17 protein-coding genes are annotated in these 24,959 nt (G+C 60.7%); 12 read left to right on the top strand and 5 right to left on the bottom strand.

Annotated features, from left to right (window positions below):
• Nucleotides 1–130: 130 nt before the first annotated feature.
• The 5 genes from msrA to aceE all read right to left on the bottom strand — a co-directional run bounded on the left by msrA (nt 131) and on the right by aceE (nt 10,059).
• A complete protein-coding gene (gene msrA / locus KGA85_RS00435) occupies nt 131–796 on the bottom strand; it encodes a peptide-methionine (S)-S-oxide reductase MsrA (RefSeq protein ID WP_223461451.1) in 666 nt (221 codons plus the stop codon).
• 63 nt (nt 797–859) lie between these two features.
• Nucleotides 860–3,553, bottom strand: coding sequence for a putative bifunctional diguanylate cyclase/phosphodiesterase (locus KGA85_RS00430; protein ID WP_223542824.1), 2,694 nt, complete (start codon nt 3,551–3,553; stop codon nt 860–862).
• A 229-nt stretch (nt 3,554–3,782) separates the two neighbouring features.
• Nucleotides 3,783–5,177: an alkaline phosphatase D family protein gene (locus KGA85_RS00425; protein ID WP_223461455.1), complete on the bottom strand. Its 1,395-nt coding sequence runs from the start codon at nt 5,175–5,177 to the stop codon at nt 3,783–3,785.
• A 272-nt stretch (nt 5,178–5,449) separates the two neighbouring features.
• On the bottom strand, nt 5,450–7,402 hold the full coding sequence (aceF, locus tag KGA85_RS00420; RefSeq protein WP_223461457.1) for a dihydrolipoyllysine-residue acetyltransferase: 1,953 nt from the start codon (nt 7,400–7,402) through the stop codon (nt 5,450–5,452).
• 11 nt (nt 7,403–7,413) lie between these two features.
• Entirely contained in the window at nt 7,414–10,059 is a 2,646-nt protein-coding gene (aceE, locus tag KGA85_RS00415) for a pyruvate dehydrogenase (acetyl-transferring), homodimeric type (RefSeq protein WP_223461459.1), read from the bottom strand.
• Nucleotides 10,060–10,442: 383 nt separating this feature from the next.
• Between aceE and glnE the strand changes: the two genes are divergently transcribed.
• The 12 genes from glnE to KGA85_RS00355 all read left to right on the top strand — a co-directional run bounded on the left by glnE (nt 10,443) and on the right by KGA85_RS00355 (nt 24,952).
• Complete coding sequence (gene glnE, locus KGA85_RS00410; protein WP_223542823.1) at nt 10,443–13,382, top strand: bifunctional [glutamate--ammonia ligase]-adenylyl-L-tyrosine phosphorylase/[glutamate--ammonia-ligase] adenylyltransferase; 2,940 nt, start codon at nt 10,443–10,445, stop codon at nt 13,380–13,382.
• A 194-nt stretch (nt 13,383–13,576) separates the two neighbouring features.
• Nucleotides 13,577–14,611 carry a lipopolysaccharide heptosyltransferase II gene (gene waaF, locus KGA85_RS00405; RefSeq protein WP_223542822.1) on the top strand — a complete coding sequence of 345 codons (1,035 nt, stop codon included), beginning with the start codon at nt 13,577–13,579 and terminating at the stop codon, nt 14,609–14,611.
• Nucleotide 14,612: 1 nt separating this feature from the next.
• Nucleotides 14,613–15,674 (top strand): lipopolysaccharide heptosyltransferase I, encoded by a 1,062-nt coding sequence (gene waaC / locus KGA85_RS00400; protein WP_223542821.1) that lies wholly within the window; start codon nt 14,613–14,615, stop codon nt 15,672–15,674.
• Complete coding sequence (locus KGA85_RS00395; RefSeq protein ID WP_223461465.1) at nt 15,674–16,795, top strand: glycosyltransferase family 4 protein; 1,122 nt, start codon at nt 15,674–15,676, stop codon at nt 16,793–16,795. The genes waaC and KGA85_RS00395 overlap by 1 nt, the downstream gene beginning before the upstream one ends.
• Entirely contained in the window at nt 16,796–17,602 is an 807-nt protein-coding gene (gene rfaP / locus KGA85_RS00390; RefSeq protein ID WP_223461466.1) for a lipopolysaccharide core heptose(I) kinase RfaP, read from the top strand.
• Entirely contained in the window at nt 17,602–18,336 is a 735-nt protein-coding gene (locus KGA85_RS00385) for a lipopolysaccharide kinase InaA family protein (protein WP_223461468.1), read from the top strand. Before rfaP ends, KGA85_RS00385 begins: the two co-directional genes overlap by 1 nt.
• Nucleotides 18,333–19,085 (top strand): lipopolysaccharide kinase InaA family protein, encoded by a 753-nt coding sequence (locus KGA85_RS00380; protein ID WP_223461469.1) that lies wholly within the window; start codon nt 18,333–18,335, stop codon nt 19,083–19,085. The genes KGA85_RS00385 and KGA85_RS00380 overlap by 4 nt, the downstream gene beginning before the upstream one ends.
• A complete protein-coding gene (locus tag KGA85_RS00375) occupies nt 19,085–20,536 on the top strand; it encodes a lipopolysaccharide kinase InaA family protein (RefSeq protein ID WP_223461470.1) in 1,452 nt (483 codons plus the stop codon). The genes KGA85_RS00380 and KGA85_RS00375 overlap by 1 nt, the downstream gene beginning before the upstream one ends.
• Before the next feature lie 146 nt (nt 20,537–20,682).
• A complete protein-coding gene (locus tag KGA85_RS00370) occupies nt 20,683–21,018 on the top strand; it encodes a YceK/YidQ family lipoprotein (RefSeq protein WP_223461472.1) in 336 nt (111 codons plus the stop codon).
• Between the two features lie 166 nt (nt 21,019–21,184).
• Nucleotides 21,185–22,942, top strand: a complete 1,758-nt coding sequence (locus tag KGA85_RS00365) for a carbamoyltransferase (RefSeq protein ID WP_223461474.1) — start codon at nt 21,185–21,187, stop codon at nt 22,940–22,942.
• Nucleotides 22,926–24,056 carry a glycosyltransferase gene (locus KGA85_RS00360; RefSeq protein ID WP_223461475.1) on the top strand — a complete coding sequence of 377 codons (1,131 nt, stop codon included), beginning with the start codon at nt 22,926–22,928 and terminating at the stop codon, nt 24,054–24,056. Before KGA85_RS00365 ends, KGA85_RS00360 begins: the two co-directional genes overlap by 17 nt.
• On the top strand, nt 24,056–24,952 hold the full coding sequence (locus tag KGA85_RS00355) for an antimicrobial resistance protein Mig-14 (RefSeq protein WP_223542820.1): 897 nt from the start codon (nt 24,056–24,058) through the stop codon (nt 24,950–24,952). Before KGA85_RS00360 ends, KGA85_RS00355 begins: the two co-directional genes overlap by 1 nt.
• Nucleotides 24,953–24,959 lie beyond the last annotated feature (7 nt).

Here is a 24,959-nt window from a genome sequence, read left to right as displayed (position 1 = left end):
CCGCTGGGGTGCGAAGCACCCCTAAAAACCGGTAACTGCGTTCTTTCAGTAAGAACCGGTTCTCCGGTTCTCCGGTTTTGCGATTGCTGCGCAACCGAGCGGGAGCAAGCTCCCTCGCCACAGTTCAGGGTTAGTTACCCGCCAGGCTCGGTGGCATGCACACGCCGGTACCGCCAATGCCGCAATAGCCTTCCGGGTTTTTCGCCAGGTATTGCTGGTGATACGTCTCGGCAAAGTAGACGGTCGGGGCCTGGTCGATTTCGGTGCTGATTTCACCGAGACCGGCCTTGGATAGCTCGGCCTGGTAGGTTTCCTTGCTCTTGAGCGCCGCGTCCAGTTGTTCCTGGCTAGTGGCGTAGATCACCGAACGGTACTGGGTGCCGATGTCATTGCCCTGGCGCATGCCTTGCGTCGGGTTGTGCAGTTCCCAGAACATCGCCAGCAGTTCTTCGTAGCTGACCTTGGCCTTGTCATACACCACCAGCACCACTTCGGAGTGGCCGGTCAGGCCCGAGCAGACCTCTTCGTAGGTCGGGTTCGGCGTGTAGCCGCCGGCGTAGCCGACCACGGTGCTGACCACGCCTTCACGCTGCCAGAAGCGGCGTTCCGCACCCCAGAAGCAGCCGAGGCCGAAGATTGCGAAGTCGACATCTTCGAAGAACGGGCCGAGCAAGGGGGTGTCTTTAAATACAAAGTGCTTTTCAGGCAGGGGCATCGCGGTTTCGCGGCCGGGCAGGGCTTGTTCTTTAGTCGGGAGCACGTTTTTGTTCACCAGGATTTCCGAGCGCAGAACCATGATCAGTCCTCTCAGTCAGGATAATTAGACAGGCAAGCAGTTTGCCCGAGAGTTGGATCGCTGTCAGGCGATTGGACCACGCGGGTAGCGTTTGAGCTTGTCGATCAGTTCATTGCCCGGGATCGGACGGTCGAACAGGTAGCCCTGGCCGACGTCGCAGCGGTGACGGCGCAGGAACGACAACTGCTCGGCGGTTTCGATGCCTTCAGCCACGACCTTGAGTTTCAGGTTGTGGGCCATGGCGATCACCGCTGAGGTGATTTCCATGTCGTCCTGGTTGTCCGGGATTTCGTGGATGAAGCTTCGATCGATCTTGATGATGTCGATGGGGAATTTTTTCAAGTAACTGAGCGACGAGTAACCGGTGCCGAAGTCGTCCATGGCCAGGGTCAGGCCCAGGCGCTTGAGCTGGTCGAGCTGCAAGTGGGTGTCTTCGGTGGCTTCCAGCAGCAGGCCTTCCGTCAGCTCCAGCTCCAGCAATTGAGCTGGCAGGGCTTCTTCCTTGAGGATGTTGGCAATGGAGGCCACCAGGTCCGGATCGGAGAACTGCTTGGGCGACAGGTTGATCGCCACTTGCAGGTTGCCCAGGCCGGCGGCGGTCAGCGCTTTGCTCATGCGGCAAGCCTGGCGGGCGATCCATTTGCCGATCGGAATGATCAGCCCGGTTTCTTCGGCGACGCTGATGAACTGATCCGGGCGGATCATGCCCTTTTCCGGATGGTCCCAGCGCAGCAGGGCTTCCATCCCCAATAGGCGACCGCTGCGCAGGCACAGTTTTGGCTGGTAGAACACGTCGAGTTCGTTCTGGGTCAGGGCGCGGCGCAGGTTGTTTTCGACGAACAGCTTGTAGCTGGCCTCGGCGTTCAGCGCTTCGGTAAATACTTGCACCTGGTGTTTGCCGTTGGCCTTGGCCTTGTGCAGCGCCAACCCGGCGTTGCGCATCAGGGTTTGCGGGTCGCGCCCGTGCAGCGGCGCGCAGGCCAGGCCGACGGAGCCGGTGACGCTGATCAACTGATTGTCGACGAACATCGGTTTGTCGAGGGTCGCCAACAACTGGTTGGCCACTTGCTGGCCTACCGTGAGGTCGCTGTTGTCCAGCAACACGGCGAATTCGTTACTGGCGAATCGCGCCAGGCTGCCGCTCGGGATCAGGCTGTTGCGCAGGCGCCGGGCCAGGCTGATCAGCAGTTTGTCGCCGGTCTGGTGGCCGAGGCTGTCGTTGATCCGCTTGAAGTTGTCGATGTCCACCAGCAACAGGCTGATCGGCGCGTCGCTGTCCCGGGCGAAGCGTTCATCGAGGTTGCGAATGAACGCCGGGCGGTTGCCGAGATTGGTCAGGTTGTCGGTGTAGGCCAGGCGCTCGATGCGCTGCTGAGCGAGCTTGGTCTGGGTGATGTCTTCGTAGATGCCGATGTAGTGGGTCAGCTCGCGGTTGTCGCCGTAAACCTTGGAGATCGACAACTGGCCCCAGTAGGGTTCGAGGTTTTTCCGGCGGCTCTTGAACTCGCCCTGCCAACTGTTGCTCTTGGCCAGCGCCGAAGGCGCGTCGAACAGCAGTTCGCTGAGGTTCTCCAGGGCCGGCAGTTCTGACAGGCGCTGACCGTGCACTTCTTCGGTGGAATATTGGGTGATCGCGGTGAAGCTCGGGTTGACGTATTCCACCACGCCGTCGCAGTTGACCAGCAAAAAGGCGTTGGCACTTTGTTCGACCGCACGCTGGAACAGGTGCAGGGCGCTGGTGGCGGTTCGCCGGTTGTGGTTACTGATGACCTGGGCAAACTGGTCCGCCAGCTCTCCGGCGAAGGCGATTTCATCCGACTGCCAGGCGCGGGTCGCACCGGTCTGCTCCAGGCACAAAACGCCGACCACCTGGCCATCGACGCGGATACTGGCGTCGAGCATCGCGTTGACGTCGCGCGGGCGCAGGCTTTCGGCCATCTCCCGGGTGCGCGGGTCGCGCATGGCGTTATGGGCGTCGATGGCGCGGCCGGTGTGCAAGGCGTCGAGGTAATCGGGGAACACGCTGACGTCGATTGGCTGCGGCAGCAGGTATTCCTGAGTCGTGCGGTGATAGGCCGAGATCGGCACCAGCATCGAGCCTTCGAGGTGCCACAGGCTGGCGCAGTCGATTTCGTAGATGTCGCAGGCGCTGCGGGTGATCAGCTCGGCGGCTTCGCGCAAGGAGTTGTTGCTGCTGTAGCGTTGACGGGTGAGGAGCAGGATCAGGTCCTGCTGGGCACGCACCCGGTCCAGATGCAGCAGTTGTTCCTGCTGGGCACGCTGATTGAGTTCCAGGGCGATTTGCAGGCGCGAGTTCTGGGTTTCCAGATCCAGGGCCGGTTGCAGCGGGTCATCCTCGAACAGGCCGTCGATGACCAGCAGATAGCCGCGCAACAGGTGGCGATTGTGTTGTTTGTAGGCTTCGCCCAGTTCCAGCAGATTCAGGGAACCAGAGGCGGTGTGCAGGGTGTAGCGGATCAGGTAATGCGTGCTTTCGCTCAGTTGCTGCTGGATCGCGTCGTGCAGTTCATAGCGCGCTTGCGGCTCCATCAGGCTGGCGTACGGCGAGCCCACCAGCGCGCACAGCTCAACGGCGGGCAGGCCGAACTGGCGTTCGCAATTGGGATCAAGAAACAGCAGTGCCCAGCTGGGTTCATTTAGCCGTTCGAAACGCAGCATGCCGAGCCGCGAGGGCACAGGCAACTGCGTCACTACCTCGGCCACCATACGGCTGGCGGCATCGGGTTGGCTTTTCATGGAGGGAAACTCGCTTCGAATATGCTGAACGCGCTGGGCTCTCGCCCTCTTGACTGTTGCCTGCGGCAAGGTTGCATCATTGCGACACCGACTGACAAGAGAGATGAAGGCCAAGTGCTATAAGAATATGTCGGCAGGCACGAAGATTTCTGCAGTTCCCGGCTGAAAGTATTGTTATTGATCAGATCGCAGCCTTGGGGGGCGTCCCGAAGGCTGTGATTTTTTGCCATCAGCGCAAATTAATGCCTGTCGATTGCAGCAACTTGCCATCCCGATCGTGGTAATTCACCTGAATGTGTTCTGCATCGATGACCAGGTGCGCGAAGTTATCCTGACTGATGACTTTGCCGGTCAATTCCTGTCGATATTCGCCTGCGGCGTTGCGTGCCAACGGCCGGTCGAGGATAAAGCTGGATTGACTGGCATAGGGCAGCAGTTTGATGTTGCACAATGGCGACGACACGATGGTGTGCACCTCAAAGTCCGGGTCTTCGCTGTGGGTCAGTCGACTGGTCAAGGAGCCGTGGACGTCACCGGAAACGAAAATGACATTCTTCAGCCGGTGCGAACGAATGGTCTCCAGCAACCGCAGACGTTGCCCGGGAAAACCGGCCCAGGCGTCATCCCCGTTGTGTTTGGCGTCGGGATAGAGCATCACGCTGGTGACCACCAACTTGACCCGGGCGGGGCTGTGGATCAGCCATTGGCACAAGGCATATTCCTGCTCAACATCAAGGATGTGTCGATCATCGGCGGACAGATTACGCTGGGTACGGCTATCGGTGACGAACCATTCGATATCGCCATCGGTGAACTGATACCAATAGTGCTTTGGATGCCGGCTGATCCGTCCATCGGCAAGTAATTCAAATGCCGGGCTGTGGCTGGCTTGATATAACTCATAAGCAGTGATGGCGTTTTTATATAGAACATCATCGCCTGATCTTTTCTTGGTCGGCCAGTTATCTTCAATTTCGTGATCGTCGAGGATCATGTAAGTCGATACATTGGCCATTAACCTGGAAATATGCGGCTGGGAGAAAGCTACACGGTATTTTGCGAGTATTTTCTGATATTCGCGGTCAGGCGCGAAAAAATTCAAATCGTCGACATAGATCTGATCGCCAGTCATCAACATCGCGCTGACCGGCGGGTCGGCTTGCTGTGCCAGTTGTGTAATCGAGGCAAATATCCGGTCACCCAGATGTGGCGCCGACGGGATACCGGCGGTCATCCGCAAGTAACGACATGAGCCAACGAAATAGGCTCGTGGCGTTCCGATCGTGCCGGATCGGGTGCGCAAGCGATAGAGTTCTTGCGGCCATTGCAGCGGCAGTTCTTGCAGCGAATCCACAGAGTGCCCGGCACTCGTGGTGCTGAACCTGCCGGCCTGGTATTCGTATTCGGTATCGGCCGCCAGGTTATTGAGAACAATGACATCGGACATGTCCTGCAGGCTTGTCAGCCTTACAAAGATACTTTTAAGCCATTGTTCATGCCCGGACTGCCGATAACGGATGCCGGCAAATACGGGTGCATCTTTTTGCGCTTCGCCGCGCACAAAGATACGCGCGTGATCAGTTGTAGTGTGCCCAACTATTGGGCCGACAGAGAGTTTTAGCATGTTCGAATCCATTCGAATAATGAACTAATCAACCAGTGGCTTTAAAAGTTGCCAGCGTAGTTTTGGGCGTTAAGGCTAAGTGTTTGCAGGCGGGAAAATGTCGGGCAAAAAGGGATGGGGTGTGTGGGGCAATCAAACCAGGCATGTAGGACATTGCCTGCGTTTCGTGCAGGCAAAAAAAGCCCCGCCAAATTGGCGGGGTTGAGGTACGAGCGTGGCGCTCGGAAACGTGGAACGCGATCGGCCCTCCGGTGAAGGAGGGCCGGTCGGTGTTACAGGAGCATGGTGCGGATGTCGCCCAGCAGATCGCTCAGACGCTTGGTGAAGCGTGCAGCAGCGGCGCCGTTGATCACACGGTGATCGTAGGACAGCGACAGCGGCAGCATCAGTTTCGGCTGGAAGGCTTTGCCGTCCCAGACTGGCTGGATGGTTGCCTTGGAAACACCGAGGATCGCCACTTCCGGCGCGTTGACGATCGGCGTGAAGCCGGTGCCGCCAATGTGGCCGAGGCTGGAAATGGTGAAGCAGGCGCCTTGCATCTCGTCCGACGAGAGCTTCTTGGTCCGGGCTTTTTCAGCCAGGGAAGCAGCCTCGGCGGCCAGTTGCAGCAGACTCTTCTGGTCGACGTTCTTGATGACCGGTACCAGCAGGCCATCCGGGGTGTCGACGGCGAAGCCGATGTTCACGTATTTCTTGCGGATGATCGCTTTGCCGCTTGGCGCCAGCGAGCTGTTGAAGTCCGGCAGTTCCTTGAGCAGGTGCGCGCAGGTCTTGAGCAGCAACGGCAGGATGGTCAGCTTGACGCCAGCCTTCTCTGCAACGGCTTTCTGGGCAACACGGAACGCTTCGAGTTCGGTGATATCCGCCGAGTCGAATTGCGTCACGTGCGGCACGTTCAGCCAGCTGCGGTGCAGGTTGGCGGCGCCGACCTGCATCAGGCGGGTCATCGGCACTTCTTCGATTTCACCGAAGCGGCTGAAGTCCACGACCGGAATCGGCGGGATGCCCGCGCCACCGGTTGCGCCAGCAGCAGCGGCCGGTGCTTCCTTGGCCTTCTGCATCATGGCCTTGACGTAAACCTGCACGTCTTCTTTCAGGATGCGACCGTGCGGACCGCTGGCACCCACTGCGTTCAGCTCGACGCCGAATTCGCGGGCCAGTTGACGCACGGCAGGGCCGGCGTGAACTTTCGCGCCAGGCTTGGCTGGTGCGGCGACCGGGGCAGAAGCAGGTGCAGCGGCGGCAGGAGCAGCAGCGGCTGGAGCAGGTGCGCTCGGAGCAGCAGCGGCAGGTGCCGGAGCAGCGGCCGGAGCGGCGCCTTTGACTTTCAGCTTGAGGATCAGGTCGCCGGTACCGACTTCGTCATCGAGCTTGATGGAAACGCTTTCCACCACGCCAGCGGCAGGCGATGGAATTTCCATGCTCGCCTTGTCGGATTCCAGGGTGATCAGCGACTGGTCGGCCACAACGGTGTCGCCGGCCTTGACCAGGACTTCGATGATCTTGGCCTTGCCCGCCGAACCGATGTCCGGAACGTGGATGTCCTGAACGCTGTCGGCAACCGGTGCAGCCGGAGCTGCTGCAGGAGCAGGCGCAGCGGCGGCAGCTGGAGCGGCAGCCTGGGCCGGAGCAGCAGCCGGTGCAGCAGCACCTGCCACTTCCAGATCCAGGATCAGGTCGCCGGTGCCGACTTCGTCGTTGAGCTTGACGCTGATGGCCTTGACCACGCCAGCGGCAGGCGACGGGATTTCCATGCTCGCCTTGTCGGATTCCAGGGTGATCAGCGACTGATCAGCTGCGACGGTGTCGCCGACCTTGACCTGGATCTCGATGATCTGGGCCTTGCCCGACGAACCAATGTCCGGCACGTGCACTTGCTGAACGCTGGCGGCAGCCGGCGCAGCAGGAGCAGGGGCGGCGGCAGGTGCAGCAGCCGGTTTGGCTTCAGCCTTGGCCGCCGGTGCGGCTGCCGCAGGGGCCGCAGCAGCGGCACCTTCGACTTCCAGCTCCAGCAGTTCGTCGCCTTCTTTCAGGCGATCGCCCAGCTTCACTTTCAGGCTCTTGATGATACCGGCCTTCGGCGCAGGCACTTCCATGCTCGCCTTGTCCGACTCAAGTGTCAGGATGCTCTGGTCGGCTTCGATACGGTCGCCGACCTTCACAAACAGTTCAATTACTTCACCTTCACCGCTGCCGATGTCAGGTACGCGAATGAGTTCGCTCACAGAATCTCTCCTCAGCAGTCCAGTGGGTTGCGTTTTTCCGGGTTGATACCGAACTTGGCGATGGCTTCGGCCACAACCTTAGGTTCGATGTCACCACGGTCAGCCAGTGCTTCCAGGGCTGCCAACACCACGAAATGACGGTCGACTTCGAAGAAATGACGCAGTTTCTTGCGGCTGTCGCTGCGGCCGAAACCGTCGGTGCCCAGGACTTTGAATTCCTTGGACGGTACCCACTGACGGATCTGCTCGGCGAACAGTTTCATGTAGTCGGTCGATGCGATGACCGGACCTTTACGGCCGTTCAGGCACTCTTCGACGTAGCTCAGCTTAGGCTTCTGGCCAGGGTGCAGACGGTTGGTGCGCTCAACGGCCAGGCCGTCGCGACGCAGTTCGTTGAAGCTGGTAACGCTCCACACGTCGGCGCCGACGTTGAACTCTTCACGCAGGATTTTCGCCGCTTCACGGACTTCACGCAGGATGGTGCCAGAGCCCATCAGCTGAACGTGGTGCGCCGCTTCGCGGTTGTCTTCTTCGAGCAGGTACATGCCTTTCTTGATGCCTTCCTCGGCACCGGCCGGCATGGCTGGCTGCTGGTACGACTCGTTCATCACAGTGATGTAGTAGAAGACGTCCTGTTGCTCTTCGGTCATCTTCTTCATGCCGTCCTGAATGATCACCGCGAGCTCGTAGCCGTAGGTTGGATCGTAGGTGCGGCAGTTCGGGATGGTCGCGGCCAGCAGGTGGCTGTGACCGTCTTCGTGTTGCAGGCCTTCACCGTTCAGGGTGGTACGGCCGGCGGTGCCGCCGATCAGGAAGCCACGGGTGCGGCTGTCGCCAGCGGCCCAGGCCAGGTCGCCGATACGCTGGAAGCCGAACATCGAGTAGAAGATGTAGAACGGCAGCATCGGCTGGTTGTGGCTGGAGTACGAAGTACCGGCAGCGATGAAGGAGCTCATGGCGCCCGCTTCGTTGATGCCTTCCTCGAGGATCTGGCCCTTCTGGTCTTCCTTGTAGAACATCACCTGGTCTTTATCGACTGGCTCGTAGAGCTGGCCGACGGAGGAGTAGATGCCCAGCTGACGGAACATGCCTTCCATACCGAAAGTACGGGCTTCGTCCGGGATGATCGGCACGATGCGCGGACCGATTTCCTTGTCCTTGACCAGTTGCGCGAGGATCCGCACGAAGGCCATGGTGGTGGAGATTTCGCGGTCGCCCGAGCCGTCCAGGATCGCCTTGAGGGTATCGAGTGGCGGGGTCGGGATGTTGAAGCTCTTGGCGCGACGCTGAGGCACGAAACCGCCCAGTGCGGTACGGCGCTCGCTCAGGTAACGGGCTTCGGCGCTGCCTTCTTCCGGTCTGAAGAACGGCAGGTTTTCCAGTTCGTCGTCCTGGACCGGGATGTCGAAACGATCGCGGAACAACTTCAGGCTGTCGACATCGACCTTCTTGGTGTTGTGCGCGGTGTTCTTCGCTTCGCCGGCGCCGGTGCCATAACCCTTGATGGTCTTGGCCAGGATGACGGTTGGTTGTTCTTTGTGGTTGACCGCTTCGTGGTAGGCCGCATAGACCTTGTACGGGTCGTGGCCGCCACGGTTGAGCTTCCAGATCTCGTCGTCGGACAGGTCTTCGACCATCGCCTTGAGTTCAGGCGTGTTGAAGAAGTGCTCGCGGACGAACGCGCCGTCTTTGGCTTTGTAGTTCTGGTACTCGCCGTCGATGACTTCGTCCATGCGACGTTGCAGGATGCCGTGGGTGTCCTTGGCCAGCAGCGGGTCCCAGAAACGGCCCCAGATGACTTTGGTCACGTTCCACTGAGCACCGCGGAACACGCCTTCGAGTTCCTGGATGATCTTGCCGTTGCCACGAACCGGGCCGTCGAGGCGCTGCAGGTTGCAGTTGATGACGAAGATCAGGTTGTCCAGCTTCTCGCGGCCAGCCAGGGAGATCGCGCCCAGGGATTCCGGCTCGTCGCACTCGCCATCGCCCAGGAAGCACCAGACTTTCTGCTTGCCGGCAGGAATGAAACCACGGTGTTCCAAGTACTTCATGAAGCGTGCCTGGTAGATCGCCTGGATCGGGCCCAGACCCATGGATACGGTCGGGAACTGCCAGAAGTCAGGCATCAGCCAAGGGTGCGGGTAGGACGACAGGCCCTGACCGTCGACTTCCTGGCGGAAGTTGTTCATCTGGTCTTCGGTGATGCGGCCTTCCATGAATGCACGGGCGTAAACGCCTGGCGAGGTGTGGCCCTGGAAGTAGATCAGGTCGCCGCCGTGTTCTTCGGTCGGGGCCTGGAAGAAGTAGTTGAAGCCGATGTCATACAGGGTCGCACTGGAGGCGAAGCTGGAGATGTGACCGCCGAGGTCAGAATCCTTCAGGTTCGTACGCATTACCATGGCCATCGCGTTCCAGCGTACCAGCGAGCGAATGCGGCGTTCCATGAACAGGTCGCCAGGCATGCGTGCTTCGTGGGTTACCGGGATGGTGTTGCGGTAAGGCGTGGTGATGGCGTAAGGCAACTGCGAACCGCTGCGGGTCGCCAGTTCACCCATACGGGTCATCAGATAGTGAGCACGGTCTTCGCCTTCTTTGTCGAGAACCGATTCCAGGGCGTCCAGCCATTCCTGGGTTTCGACGGGATCGAGGTCTTGCATGGCTTGCTCCAGGGCGGAAAGGCTTCCAGAATCGGTTGCCTGAGTTTGCGACTGGCCTTGTGGGCAGACGATATAAATTCTTGGATTGCCGATAGGTTGTTCCGGCGGCGTGTAGTTTTACTACAAATCTTCCGGCATTTCAGCCCGGCTAATGTATATACGAGTAGTAAAACTACAGGAGAGCGGCTTGTGGCCCCCGGCTGCGTTGTGAGAATAATCGTTAAGGTTGGTCTTTTTCCAACTACAAAAGGTAAAGGCTTGATGCTGGCTGCCAAAATTAAAGAAATTTCAGCTATTTCTAACTTTTGTTCGACACTCCCTCAGGTAGTGGGTTTTCGAAAACCACTACATGCAGTCCGTTGTACGCCGATCAAGGATAGACCATGAGCCTCCCTTCGCTTGCCGAACTGCCCGCCATTCTCCTGCCGTTTGTCACCCGCGCCGAGCAGTCGTTCCGGGCTGCCGTCGCCGCTCTGGACGATGCCCACGGGCTGTCTGCCTGGACGCCAGAACGCTGGGCGCAATTTGCCCGCGTCACCGCCGCCAGCGATTTCGTGATTGAACAGTGTGTTCGTGACCCTTTGATGTTGCTGGAGCTGGTGCAGTCCGGCGAACTGGACCGCCGTTTCGCCCCCGGTGAGTTGTGCGGGCAGATCGCGGCCGCCGCGAACGTGGCCGAGACCGACGATCTGCTTGGCCGCGCCTTGCGCCGCCAGCGTGCACGCCATCAAGTGCGGATCATCTGGCGCGACCTGACCCGCCAGGCCGATTTGATCCAGACCTGCCGCGACCTTTCGGACATGGCGGATGCCAGCATCGATCAGGCCTATCAATGGTTGTATGTGCGGCATTGCCAGCAGTTCGGCGTGCCGACCGGGCGGCGCAGCGGCGAGCCGCAGCAAATGGTCATTCTCGGCATGGGCAAGCTCGGTGCCGTGGAGTTGAACCTGTCGTCGGACATCGACCTGATTTTCGCCTATCCCGAGGGTGGCGAAACCGTCGGCGTGAAACGCCCGCTGGATAACCAGGAGTTCTTCATTCGTCTGGGTCAGCGGCTGATCAAGGCCCTGGACCCGATGACCGTCGACGGCTTTGTATTCCGCGTCGACATGCGCTTGCGTCCCTACGGTTCGGCGGGCGCACTGGTGCTGAGTTTCAACGCGCTGGAGCAGTATTACCAGGACCAGGGTCGCGACTGGGAACGCTACGCGATGATCAAGTCGCGCGTGGTGGCCGGCGATCAGGTGGCCGGGGCGCAACTGCAAGACATGCTGCGGCCATTCGTTTACCGGCGTTACCTGGACTTTTCGGCCATCGAAGCGCTGCGCACCATGAAGCAGCTGATCCAGCAGGAAGTGCGGCGCAAGGGCATGGCTGACAATATCAAGCTCGGCTCCGGCGGTATTCGCGAAGTCGAGTTCATTGCTCAGGCGTTCCAGCTGATCCACGGCGGCCGCGATTTGAGCTTGCAGCAGCGCCCACTATTAAAGGTGCTGAGCACGCTGGAAGGTCAGGGTTACCTGCCGCCGGCCGTGATCAGCGAGCTGCGTGAAGGTTACGAATTCCTGCGTTACACCGAACACGCGATTCAGGCGATTGCCGATCGCCAGACGCAAATGTTGCCCGATGGCGAGCAGGATCAGGCGCGCATTGCCTTTATGCTGGGTTTCGCTAACTGGACGGCGTTCCACGAACAACTGATGTATTGGCGCGGCCGCGTGGCCTGGCACTTCGGGCAGGTGATCGCCGATCCCGATGAAGAGGAGGGCGCCGAAAGCGAAGTGGTGGTCGGCGGTGAGTGGTTGCCGCTGTGGGAAGAGGCCCAGGACGATGAGGTCGCTTGCCGCCAGCTGGAGGAGGGTGGTTTCAAGGATGCCCCCAAAGCCTTGAAAGCCCTGGCCGGCTTGCGCAGCAGCCCGCAATTGAGGGCGATGCAGCGTCTGGGTCGCGAACGTCTCGATGCTTTTATTCCGCGTTTGCTGGCGCAGGCCGTGGAACATGACAATCCGGACCTGGTACTTGAACGGGTGCTGCCGCTGGTCGAAGCCGTGGCCCGTCGTTCCGCGTACCTGGTGCTGTTGACCGAGAACCCCAGTGCGTTGCGGCGCTTGCTGACGCTGTGCGCGGCGAGCCCGTGGATCGCCGAGCAAATCACCCGCTTCCCGCTGCTGCTCGACGAATTGCTCAACGAAGGCCGGCTGTTCAAGCCGCCACTGGCGCCAGAACTGGCGGCAGAGTTGCGCGAGCGCCTGACACGGATTCCCGAGGATGACCTCGAACAGCAAATGGAAGCCCTGCGCCACTTCAAACTGGCGCACCGCTTGCGGGTGGCTGCCTCGGAAATCGCCGGCAGCCTGCCGCTGATGAAGGTCAGCGATTACCTGACCTGGCTCGCCGAAGCGATCCTGGAGCAAGTGCTGGCACTGGCCTGGCGCCAGACCGTGGCCAAGTACGGCACGCCGCTGCGCACCGATGGCACTTTGTGCGATCCCGGGTTCATCATTGTCGGTTATGGGAAAGTCGGCGGCCTGGAACTCGGGCATGGTTCGGACCTGGACCTGGTGTTCATCCACGACGGCGATCCGCAGGCTGAAACCGATGGCGTCAAACCCATCGATGGTGCGCAATTTTTCACCCGGCTGGGGCAGCGGATCATTCACTTGCTGACGGCGCAGACCAACTCCGGGCAGCTGTATGAAGTGGACATGCGACTGCGGCCGTCCGGTGCGTCGGGCTTGCTGGTGAGCTCCCTGGGGGCGTTTGCCCGTTATCAGGAGAACGAAGCCTGGACCTGGGAACACCAGGCGCTGGTGCGGGCGCGGGTGTTGGTGGGCAGTCAGGATGTCGGCCAGGCCTTCGAGAAAGTCCGCGCTGCGATATTGGGCAAGACGCGTGATCTGCCGACCCTGCGCCAGGAGGTCAGCGAGATGCGCGCCAAGATGCGCGATAACCTCGGCAGCAAGAGCACGGCGGCCGGCACCGGGGCAAATGCCTTCGAAGCCACAGCGCCGTTCGATATCAAGCAGGACGCCGGAGGTATCGTCGATATTGAATTTATGGTGCAATACGCGGCCCTGGCGTGGTCCGAAACACACCCGCCATTGCTGCGCTGGACGGACAATATCCGCATTCTGGAAGAGCTGGAGCATGAAGGGCTGATGCCCGTCGAGGATGCCAGCCTGTTGCGTGAAGCGTATAAAGCCTATCGCTCCGCCGCCCACCGGCAGGCTTTGCAGAAGGACCCCGGGGTGATACCGGGCGACCAGTTCGCAGACGAACGGCGACAGGTCATGCGGATTTGGCGCGAGCTGGGGCTAAGCTGAAACGCGCCGGTTGGAGCGAAGAGATTCAAATGTGGGAGCGAGCCTGCTCGCGATGAGGTCGTCACATCCAGCATATATGCTGACGGTCAGGCCGCTTTCGCGAGCAGGCTCGCTCCCACGGTAGATCTGCGGTGTTTTGTAGAATTCTCGAGGCGGGGAGGCGTAGGCCTCCCCGGTTCGTTTATGGAAACCACATGAAAATTCTGATCGTTGGGCCCAGTTGGGTCGGTGACATGGTGATGGCGCAGACACTTTTCCAGTGTCTGAAACAACGCCACCCGCAATGCGAAATCGACGTGCTGGCCCCCGAGTGGAGCCGGCCGATTCTTGAGCGCATGCCCGAAGTTCGCCAGGCCTTGAGCTTTCCGCTCGGTCACGGAGTCCTGGAGCTGGCAACGCGTCGGCGCATCGGCAAATCCCTGGCTGGCCAGTACGACCAGGCGATCCTGTTGCCCAATTCCCTGAAGTCGGCGCTGGTGCCGTTCTTTGCCGGCATCCCGAAACGCACCGGCTGGCGTGGCGAGTTCCGCTACGGCCTGCTCAATGACGTACGCACGCTGGACAAGGATCGTTACCCGCTGATGATCGAGCGCTTCATGGCCCTGGCTTACGAGTCGGGCGTTGAATTGCCAAAGCCGTATCCGCGTCCGGCGCTGCAGATCGACCCGGTAACCCGTGAAGCGGCACTGGCCAAGTTCGGCCTGGCCCTCGACCGTCCGGTGTTGGCCTTGTGCCCCGGCGCCGAGTTCGGCGAGTCCAAGCGCTGGCCGTCCGAGCATTACGCCAAAGTGGCCGAAGCGAAGATCCGCGAAGGCTGGCAAGTCTGGCTGTTCGGTTCGAAAAACGATCACGCCGTGGGCGAAGACATCCGCGCGCGGCTGATTCCGGGCCTGCGTGAAGAATCGGTCAACCTCAGCGGCGGCACCTCGCTGGCCGAAGCCATCGACCTGATGTCCTGCGCCGACGCGGTGGTGTCCAACGACTCCGGCCTGATGCACGTTGCCGCCGCCCTGAATCGCCCATTGGTGGCGGTCTACGGCTCGACGTCGCCGGGTTTCACGCCACCGTTGGCCGAGCACGTGGAAATCGTACGCCTGGGCATCGAGTGCAGCCCGTGCTTCGATCGCACCTGCCGTTTCGGCCATTACAACTGTCTGCGCCAGCTCATGCCGCAGGCCGTGAACGAAGCCTTGCAGCGGTTGCAAGGCACTGTGGTCGAGGTCAAATAGCTTGCGGGTTCTGTTGATCAAGACTTCTTCGCTGGGCGACGTCATTCACGCGTTGCCGGCGTTGACCGACGCGGCGCGGGCGATTCCCGGCATCAAATTCGACTGGGTGGTGGAAGAAGGCTTTGCCGAGATCCCGACCTGGCATCCGGCAGTGGGCAAGGTGATTCCGGTGGCGATCCGTCGCTGGCGCAAAAACATCTGGCAGACCATCAAGAGCGGTGAGTGGAAGCGCTTCAAGCAAAGCGTTCGCGCCACCAAATATGACTTGGTGATCGACGCCCAGGGCTTGCTGAAAAGCGCCTGGCTGACCCGTTACGTCAAGGCCCCGGTGGCCGGCCTTGATAAAAACTCGGCGCGCGAGCCCATCGCTGCGCGCTTTTACGATCGACGTCTGGCCGTTGCCCGCGGGCAGCACGCGGTGGAGCGAGTGCGTCAGTTGTTCGCCATCGCGTTGGGCTATGACTTGCCCAACGGCCTGGGCGATTACGGACTGAATATCGAGCGCCTGGTGGAATTGCCGCGCAAGAACCCGTACGTGGTGTTTCTGCATGGCACCACATGGGACACCAAGCACTGGCCCGAAGCCTACTGGCGCGAGCTGACCGAACGGGTCGGCTACCTGGGTGTAGGGGTGAAGCTGCCTTGGGGTAATGCCCTGGAGAAAGCCCGGGCCGAGCGCATCGCTGCCGGTTTCAAACACGCCGAAGTGTTGCCCAAATTGAACCTGGCCGGTGTCGGCAAGGTGCTGGCGGGCGCGCAAGCCTGCGTGGCGGTGGACACCGGCCTGGGCCATCTGGCCGCCGCGCTGGATGTGCCGACGCTGTCGCTGTTCGGCCCGACCAACCCGGGCCTGACCGGCGCCTATGGCAAAGTGCAGATTCACATGGCCAGCGACTTCCCTTGTGCACCGTGCCTGCAAAAGAAATGCACTTACCAACCGACGGCCGAAGATGGCCGTCAGTTTGACCTGAAACGCGAGTGGCCGTTGTGCTTCACGCGTCTGAATCCCGAGCGTGTCGCGAGCCGACTGAGCACGTTGTTAATGGCTGAGGAGCTGCGCTGATGCAATTGGCATTTGTCCTGTACAAATATTTTCCGTTTGGCGGCTTGCAGCGCGATTTCATGCGAATCGCCCTGGAGTGCCAGAAGCGCGGCCATCAGATTCGCGTCTACACGCTGATCTGGGAGGGCGACGTACCGCCGGGTTTCGAAGTGCTGGTGGCGCCGGTCAAGGCGTTCTTCAACCATCGCCGCAACGAGAAGCTCAGCGAGTGGATGGAAGCGGACCTGGCCAAGCGTCCGGTCGACCGCCTGATCGGCTTCAACAAGATGCCGGGCCTGGACGTCTACTACGCCGCCGACGGCTGTTTCGAAGACAAGGCGCAGAACTTGCGCAATTCGCTGTATCGCCGTTGGGGCCGTTATCGCCACTTCGCCGAATACGAGCGGGCGGTGTTCGCCAAGGACGCCAAGACCGAAGTGTTGATGATTTCCGAGGTCCAGCAACCGCTGTTCATCAAGCATTACAACACGCCGCTGGAACGCTTCCACCTGCTGCCACCGGGCATCGCCCAGGACCGTCGCCGACCGGTCGATGCCGATGAAATTCGCGCAGGGTTCCGCGCGGAATTCGACCTCAAGGACGACGAACTGCTGTTGGTGCAGATCGGCTCCGGGTTCAAGACCAAAGGTGTGGACCGCAGCCTCAAGGCATTGGCGGCATTGCCCGCTGATCTGAAGAAGCGCACTCGCCTGTTTGTAATCGGTCAGGACGACCCCAAATTATTCCAGATGCAGAGCGCGACACTGGGGCTTGGCGATAACGTCACGTTCCTCAAGGGGCGTAGCGATATCCCGCGCTTCCTGCTGGGCGCCGATCTGTTGATTCACCCGGCGTACAACGAAAACACCGGCACGGTTTTGCTCGAAGCGCTGGTGGCCGGCTTGCCAGTGCTGGTGAGCGCAGTGTGCGGTTACGCCCATTACATTGCCGAGGCCGACGCGGGCCTGGTGCTGGACGAACCGTTCGATCAGGCACAGCTGACGCAATACCTGACCGGCATGTTGAACGACACTCAAGCAAGGGCGGCCTGGAGCCGCAATGGTCTGGCCTTCGCCGAAACAGCCGACCTCTACAGCATGCCGCAGCACGCGGCCGATGTGATTCTGGCGGAGCACGCTTAAATGAAGTTGATGCTGGCTGAACCGTTCAAGAGCCTCTGGGCCGGACGCGACCCGTTCGCCGAAGTCGAGGGGCTCAAGGGCGAGGTGTACCGCGAGCTGGAAGCGCGCCGGACATTACGCACGGAAGTCGACGGCAACGGGTTTTTCGTGAAAATCCACCGTGGCATCGGCTGGGGCGAAATCTTCAAGAACCTGCTCACTGCCAAGCTTCCTGTACTGGGTGCCGGTCAGGAGTGGCAGGCCATTCAGCGCCTGCAGGAAGCCGGCGTGCCGACCATGACTGCCGTCGCGTATGGCGAGAAGGGCAGCAACCCGGCCGACCAGCACTCGTTCATCGTCACCGAGGAGCTGGCGCCCACGGTCAGCCTCGAAGACTTCAGTATCAACTGGATCAAGCAGCCGCCCGAGCCAAAACTCAAGCGCGCGCTGATCGCCGAAGTCGCACGCATGACCGGCATGATGCACCGCGCCGGGGTCAACCACCGCGACTGCTACATCTGCCATTTCCTGCTGCACACCGACAAGCCGGTGACCGCCGACGACTTCAAGCTTTCGGTGATCGACCTGCACCGCGCCCAGACCCGCCCGGCGATCACCTCGCGCTGGCGTAACAAGGACCTGGCCGCACTGTACTTTTCCGCGCTGGACATCGGCCTGACCCGCCGCGACAAGCTGCGTTTCCTCAAAGGCTATTTCCAGCAGCCGCTGCGTCAGATCCTGATTGAACAGGCGTCTTTGCTGGCATGGCTCGACGGCAAGGCCAACAAGCTCTATGAGCGTAAACAACGATACGGGGATGCGCTCTGATGTCGGGTTGGAAACTGGAACCGGCCTACAGCGACCTGGCCGATGACTTTGGCAGCCTCGAGGCTGTGTTTGCGCTGCAAGGCGAGCGCTTGACCAGTGACCTGCTCTCGGAGGTCATCCGTGTCGAGCGCAATGGCGTCAACTATTACGTCAAACGGTATGTGGGCGCTGGCAAAGGCTTGCGGCGTTACCTGGGCAAGCCTCGGGTGAAGATGGAATGGCAGAACCTCAAGCGCTTCGCCAAGTGGGGCATCCCCACTGCCGAAGTGGTGGCCTGGGGGCTGGAACGACGCGGTGTGGCCTACGCTCGCGGCGCGATGATTACCCGGGAGCTGCCTCGTACCGAAGACTTGTCGGCACTGGCCGAGCGTCGCGACCCGAAACTGTCGGATCGCGCCTGGGTCGATACCGTCAGTCGTCAGCTGGCCGAATACACCCGGACCATGCACGACCACCGCTTCACCCATAATGATTTGAAGTGGCGCAACCTGCTGATCGACGATGAGGCTCGAGTGTTTTTGATCGATTGCCCCAACGGCGATTTCTGGCGCGGTTTCTGGCTCAAGTACCGCATCACCAAGGATCTGGCGTGCCTGGACAAGGTCGCCAAGTATCAACTGTCGGCGACCCAGCGCCTGCGCTTTTACCTGCAATACCGCAACCGGCCCCGGCTCAATGCTGCGGACAAGAAACGCATCCGGCACGTGGTGAGATTTTTCGAGGGGCGCGAATGACTGATTTTCTGGCCGCTGAAGACCGTGCGCTGCTGGAGCGCCATGGCCTCGGCACGTTCGAGGCGCTCTGGGCCAAACAGCTCGATGCGGTGGACGAGCCAAACACCGGTCGCGGCGGCTGGAGCAGCGTGTTTCGGCTGGATCTGGAAGGTCAGGGTTTCTATCTCAAGCGTCAAAGCAACTACCTGACCCGCACCTTGCGCGCACCGTTCGGCGAACCGAGTTTCGCTCGCGAGTTTCGCAACATCTCCCGTTACCGGAAGATGGGGATTCCGGCGCTGGAAGCGGTGTTCTACGGGGAGCGCAAGGTCGATGGTGAAGTCCGGGCGATCCTGTTGACCCGCGCCCTGGATGGTTGGGACGACCTCGAATCGCTGTTACAGCGCTGGGATGAACTGAGCCCTGAGCAGCACTCGGAAATCCTCAAGGCCAGTGGCGAATTGGCCAGGCAACTGCACGCTGCACGCCAGGTGCACGGATGCTTCTATCCCAAGCATATTTTCATGCGCGCCACCGGCAACGGCTATCAGGCTCAATTGATCGATCTGGAAAAGACCCGACCACTGCTGTACGGGCAGCGTGACCGAATCAAGGACTTGGAACCGCTGGCGCGCCGCGCGCCCGAGTGGGGAGAGTCGCAACTGCGGCAATTGCTGGCCGCCTATCTGGATCAACCACAGGACAGCTCGTTGATCGACAGCTGGCTGGGGCGTTTGACGACGCGGCGCAGCCAAAAGGGACCACGCTGATGCGTTTATCCGAGTTGAAGTCCGCCGGCCGCAACCCGGCGTTGCCGCTGAGCGTTTCGCTGGCTGATGCCGCCGGCCCCGCCGAGTTACAACTGCTGAGCCTTTTGCGGGTATTGCCGGGGCAGCGTTATGTCGGTGCCGGTGTCTGGCGTGGCCGACCGGTGTTGGCCAAGTTGCTGGTCGGCAGCAAGGCTGCGCGGCACTTCCAGCGTGAGCTGGACGGCGTGCGTTTGCTTGCCGCTCAAGGATTGACCACGCCGCAGCTGTTGGCCGATGGCCTGAAAGAGGGTGAGGGTGGTTGGCTGCTGTTCGAGTTTCTGGAAGGCGCCGAAAGCCTGGGTGATACCTGGAAGCAGGTTGAGCAGCAGCCCGTGCTGTCCGATGGGCAAGGAGCGGTGCTGGCCGAGGCGTTAGGTGCCATCGGTCAAATGCACCGCAAAGGACTGTGGCAGGAAGACCTGCACCTGGACAACCTGCTGCGTCAGCGTGGTCGTCTGTACTTGATCGACGGCGCCGGGATTTGCTCCGAAACGCCGGGGCAGCCGCTGTCACGGCAGAAGGTCCTGGAGAACCTCGGGGTGTTCTTCGCCCAGTTGCCGAAGTCGATTGAGCCCTTCATTGAAGAGTTGCTGGTGTATTACCTGCTGAGCAACGGCGAACACGCCTTGCCCATGGAGGCGCTGCAGAAGCAGATCGACAAGGTCCGCAGCTGGCGCCTCAAAGACTTCCTGATCAAGGTCGGCCGCGAGTGCACGCTGTTCAGCGTCCAGCGCGGGGCGTTCGGCTTGCAGGCGATTCGCCGCGAGGAAGAAGCGGCCATGCTACCGGTGCTGGAGCAGGCCGATGACTTGCTTGACCAGGGGCATCTGTACAAGACCGGCGGTGCGGCGAGCGTCGGCAAGGTCGAGGTCGATGGCCGCACGCTGGTGATCAAGCGCTACAACATCAAGGGTTTTGCCCACTGGCTCAAGCGTTTCTGGCGCCCGAGCCGAGCCTGGCATTCGTGGCGCGAAGGCAATCGCCTGGCGTTCTTCGGGATTGCCACGCCCAAGCCGCTGGCGTTGCTGGAAAAGCGTTTTCTGTGGCTGCGCAGTCGGGCTTACCTGATCACCGAGTATCTGCCGGGGCCGGACATCATCGAGCGTTTTGCGCCCTATGTTGAACGTGGCGATGCACCGGAAGCCGAGCTGGTGGCGCTGGATCACCTGTTCTCCGAGTTGATTCGCTTACGCATCAGCCACGGCGACTTCAAGGGACATAACCTGTTCTGGCAGCAGGATCGCTGGGCGTTGATCGACCTCGATTCGATGTGCCAGCACGGCTCCCTCGGCAGTTTCGCCCCGGCGTATGCCAGGGATCGCGCGCGGTTCATGCGCAATTGGCCTGAAGGTAGCGCCCTTTATCAGGTCATCGATCAGCGTTTGCCCAAAGACATCTCCAGCGCCGGCTGAATCGGACCTCCGGTCCTTTCGTCGGAACTGCCAGCCGAGAAGGGCGACAGGTTCTTGTGATCCGTCCTACGCGATCTTGGGAAATCATGAACTGTGGCCGAAATCGCCCCGATGCTAGTTTGCCTGACGTTCTCGGAGGTCAGGCTGTGACGATCAAAATGGCAGTTTCAGCGGGTGTTTTATCAGTGTCGCTAATGGGCTGCGGGACCGCCGCCACCGTCCTGCAGGATGAAGCCGAAGCCGCGCAGGGGCTGCGCCGGCAAAAGACCTATTGCCAGTCCATTCCCCGGGTCTACAGCGGCCTCGCTTACGACTTCTGTGTATTAAATGCGCCGCCAGACCCTACGGGTTTCCTTGTACCACTCGTATTGCTGGACTTGGCCGTGTCTGGCGCGCTGGACACCGTTGTCTTGCCGTACACGATTTACCGGCAAAGCGTGGACGGCAATATCCTTGTCTACTGGCGGCCTTCGCGTGGTTAAAAGTAATCTCAACGTCGCCCCCGCAGTTGCTGGCCGCTTGCGGCTAGAGGCTTGCCGCTGCTTTTACGCTATAATCCCGCCCTTTAGCTGTCTCTCGCCCATTGCGAGGGCACATTAATTTTTGAGGCGCTTGCGCCTGCATGCAGACTAAAGAGGCTAGACCCCTGTGGCATTGACGATTCTTGGCCTGTCCGGCGCCCTTAGCCATGATCCTTCCGCAGCCCTGTACATCGACGGCAAGCTGGTCGCGGCGGCTGAAGAGGAACGCTTCGTACGCGATAAACATGCAAAGAACCGCATGCCCTACGAATCGGCAAAATTCTGCCTGGAACAGGCCGGTATCAAGCCGTCCGATGTCGACGTGGTAGCGATCCCATTCGCACCGATCAGCCTGTTCGGCAAGGCCCGCTGGCAGTACGCCAAGCGTTACTGGTACGCCCCGGACCGTGCACTCGACGCGATCCTGATGGGCAATCGTCGCTACAAGCGCTATCGCAACAAGATCGTCTGGTGCCTGGAGCAACTGGGTTTTGATCCGAAGAAGATCAAGATCGAGCCGGTCGAACACCACCTGGCCCACGCCTCCAGCGCTTATCACTGCTCCGGTTTCAAAGAGAAAACCGCGATCCTGGGCATTGACGGCAAGGGCGAGTACGCCACGACCTTCTTCGGTTATGGCGAAAACGGCAAGATCCACAAGATCAAGGAATTCTTCGATCCGGACTCCCTCGGCGGCCTGTACGGCGCGATTACCGAGTTCCTCGGTTTCGATATGCTCGACGGTGAGTTCAAGGTCATGGGCATGGCGCCGTACGGCGACGCCAGCAAATACGATTTCTCGCGCCTGGCTTCGTTCGAAAACGGCGAGCTGGTAATCAACACCGACTACGCCAACGTCATCGGCCTGCGTCGCTACAAAGAGAAGGGCAAGGGTTATTACTTCTCGCCGAAGCTGATCGAGTGGCTGGGTCCCAAGCGCGAAGGCGACATCGCCGACGAGCCTTACATCCACTACGCCGCGAGCATTCAAGCGCTGTTCGAAAAAATTGCGCTGCAGATGATCGACTACTACCTGGGTGACGTGCTCAAGGAAACCGGCAAACTGGCCTACGCCGGTGGCTGTGCGTTGAACGTCAAGCTGAACCAGAAGATCATCGCCCGCGACGACGTCAAAGAGCTGTTCGTACAGCCGGCGTCCGGCGATGCCGGCACCGCGGTCGGCGCGGCAGCCTATGTTTCCCATGCCCGTGGCGTACCAGTCGAGAAGATGGAACACGTCTACCTCGGCCCGTCGTACAGCAACGAAGATGTTATCGCTGCGTGCGCCCGTCACGAGAACAAGCCAACCTGGCGCAAGCTCGACAACATGCCGGAGCAGATCGCCAAGATCATGGTCGACGGCAACCCGGTGGCCTGGTTCCAGGGCCGCATGGAGTTCGGTCCGCGTGCACTGGGTGGTCGCTCGATCATCGGTTGCCCGAGCATTGCGGGCGTGGCTGACCGGATCAACCACCAGATCAAGTTCCGCGAGCGCTGGAGGCCTTTCTGCCCGTCGATGCTCGACACCGTGGCGCCGCAGATGATCAAGATCGATCACCCGGCTCCATTCATGACCTTCACCTTCGAAGTGGCGGAAGAATGGAAAACCCGCGTGCCGGAAGTCGTCCATGAAGACGGCACCTCCCGTGCCCAGGTGCTCAAGCGCGAATACAACCCGCGCTACTACGACATGATGAAAGCGCTGGAAGTGCTCACCGGCAACGGCGTGTCGCTCAACACCTCGCTCAACCGTCGCGGCGAGCCGATGATCTGCTCGCCGACCGACGCCCTGAACATGTTCTTCGGTTCGGATCTACAGTATCTGATCATGGAAGACATCCTGGTGGTCAAAGAGGGCGCGAACGCCTATGACACGTTCGGCTGAACGTCATGTGCTGCAGTTCTGCCACGGCTATGACGGGCCGTTCCTGGACTGCGCACGGCAGTACGCCAGCCTGTTCGCGGGGACCGGTTATCGAGTGACCACGGTGTTTCTCACCGGGGTTGCCGATGCCGAAGTCGCCGCGGGCTGCGCTTCCGATGAAGTGCTGTTCATGGAGTACAGCTCCAAGGCCATTCGCGGCTTGAAGCTGGGAGCCATCGGCGATCTGCGCAAGATCGCCGCGTCGCGCAACTTCAGTTTCTGCATCGCTCACCGCTTCAAGCCGATCTATATCGCCTTGCTCGGTACGTCGTTGCCGGTGATTGGCGTGCATCACGCTTTTGACGATTACAAACGTGGCAGCCGTAAACTGTTCGCGCATATCTTTCGCAGGCGTCTGAGCCTGCTCGGTGTGTCCGACGCGGTGCGCGACGACATGCGCCAATGCCTGCCGAAGTGGCCGGCTTCGCGAATTCAGACCTTGTACAACCGCATCGATGTGGACGCCTTGCAGGCGACCCAGGTGTCGGCTCGCGAGGCCCGGGAAACCCTCGGGCTGGCGGCGGATGCCTGGATCGTCGGCAACGTCGGACGGCTGCATCCGGACAAAGACCAGGCTACGTTGCTGCAGGGTTTCGCCGAGGCGTTGCCGGGGTTGCCGGCCAACAGCCAGCTGGTGATTCTCGGTAAGGGGCGTCTGGAGGAGAACCTCAAGGCTCAGGCCCGGGAGCTGGGTATCGGTGACCGGGTTCTGTTCCTCGGTCAGGTGCCGGATGCGCGCAACTACTTCCGGGCCTTCGATGTGTTCGCCCTGAGTTCCGATCACGAACCGTTCGGCATGGTGCTGCTGGAGGCCATGGCCGCTGGCGTACCCTTGCTCGCCACGGCCTGCGGCGGAGCGAAAGAGGTGGTCGAAAGCGTGGGCATCCTGTTCCCGTTGGGCGATGCCGAGCGTCTGGCCCAGGGGCTGCAACATCTGGCCGGCATGGATGATCAGCAACGCCGGCAGTGTGCCGAGTTGATGCTCGAGCGCTTGCGCGAACGCTTCTCCGATCGCGCAGTGCGCGATGCTTTCTGGCACTTGCCGCACGTTACCGAACTGGCACCGAGGGGCTGATGCTCAACCGATTTCAAGGCTGGCGCGAGCGTGGCTGGGCGGTAGTCGACGCCTCGACTTACGCCGAAACCTGGCAGCGTTATGGCGGCAGTGTCGCGACTCATCCCGTGGTGGTCGAGCGGCTGGCGCAACTGGCCGACATTCCGGTGCGTTACCTGGCTTGGGTACAGGGTGAAGAGGTCAAGGCGGCGATCCCGACCTGGGGCCGCGACCTGGCCTTGTCCAAGGACGTGCTCAAGCGTCGTGGCAAGAAAGGTCTGTTCGATCTGGGCAACGCCGAAATCATCCTGCCGGCCGCTGCCGATACCCAGGCGCCTTTGCGCCATCGCGCGCGGTACCTGTCGGCGCTGAACGAAGGCCGTTTCACTGGCATCAAGTTGCAGACCGAACAACTGGCCATGGCCCGCACACCCGAAGAACTGTCGAAAAAATTTCGCTATAACCAGCGCCGCGAATTGCGCTTGCTGGAAGAGGCCGGTGGCGTGGTGCGGCCGGTGTCCGAATTTTCCAGCTTCGATCTGGCGGCGATTTACTGCGACCTGTTCCAGCGCCGCTGGGGTTTCCCGGCGACGGGTGCCGAACGCATGGCCGAGGTCGTCGAGTTGCTGCGCGAGTTGCTGATCGGTTCGGTGATTTTCCTCAACGATGCGCCGATTGCGATTCAGCTGGTATACCGAGTCGAAACCCCGCAATGGATCAGCGTCGAGTACATCAACGGCGGGGTCGATCCGCAAACCCGTGAGTTCAGCCCCGGCAGCGTGCTGAGTTTCCTCAATACGCAAAGCGCCTGGGAGCATGCCCGGGCGCAAGACAAACCGTTGCGCTTTTCCTTCGGTCGCGCCGACCGTGAATACAAGGATCGCTGGTGCAACCCCGTGCCGGTCTTCACCGTATGAGCCAAGC

The sequence above is a fragment of the Pseudomonas sp. GL-B-12 genome, assembly GCF_019955895.1.
Lineage (GTDB): Bacteria > Pseudomonadota > Gammaproteobacteria > Pseudomonadales > Pseudomonadaceae > Aquipseudomonas.
Note: the sequence above shows the minus strand (reverse complement) of the source record. Positions and strands in the feature narration are given on the sequence as shown.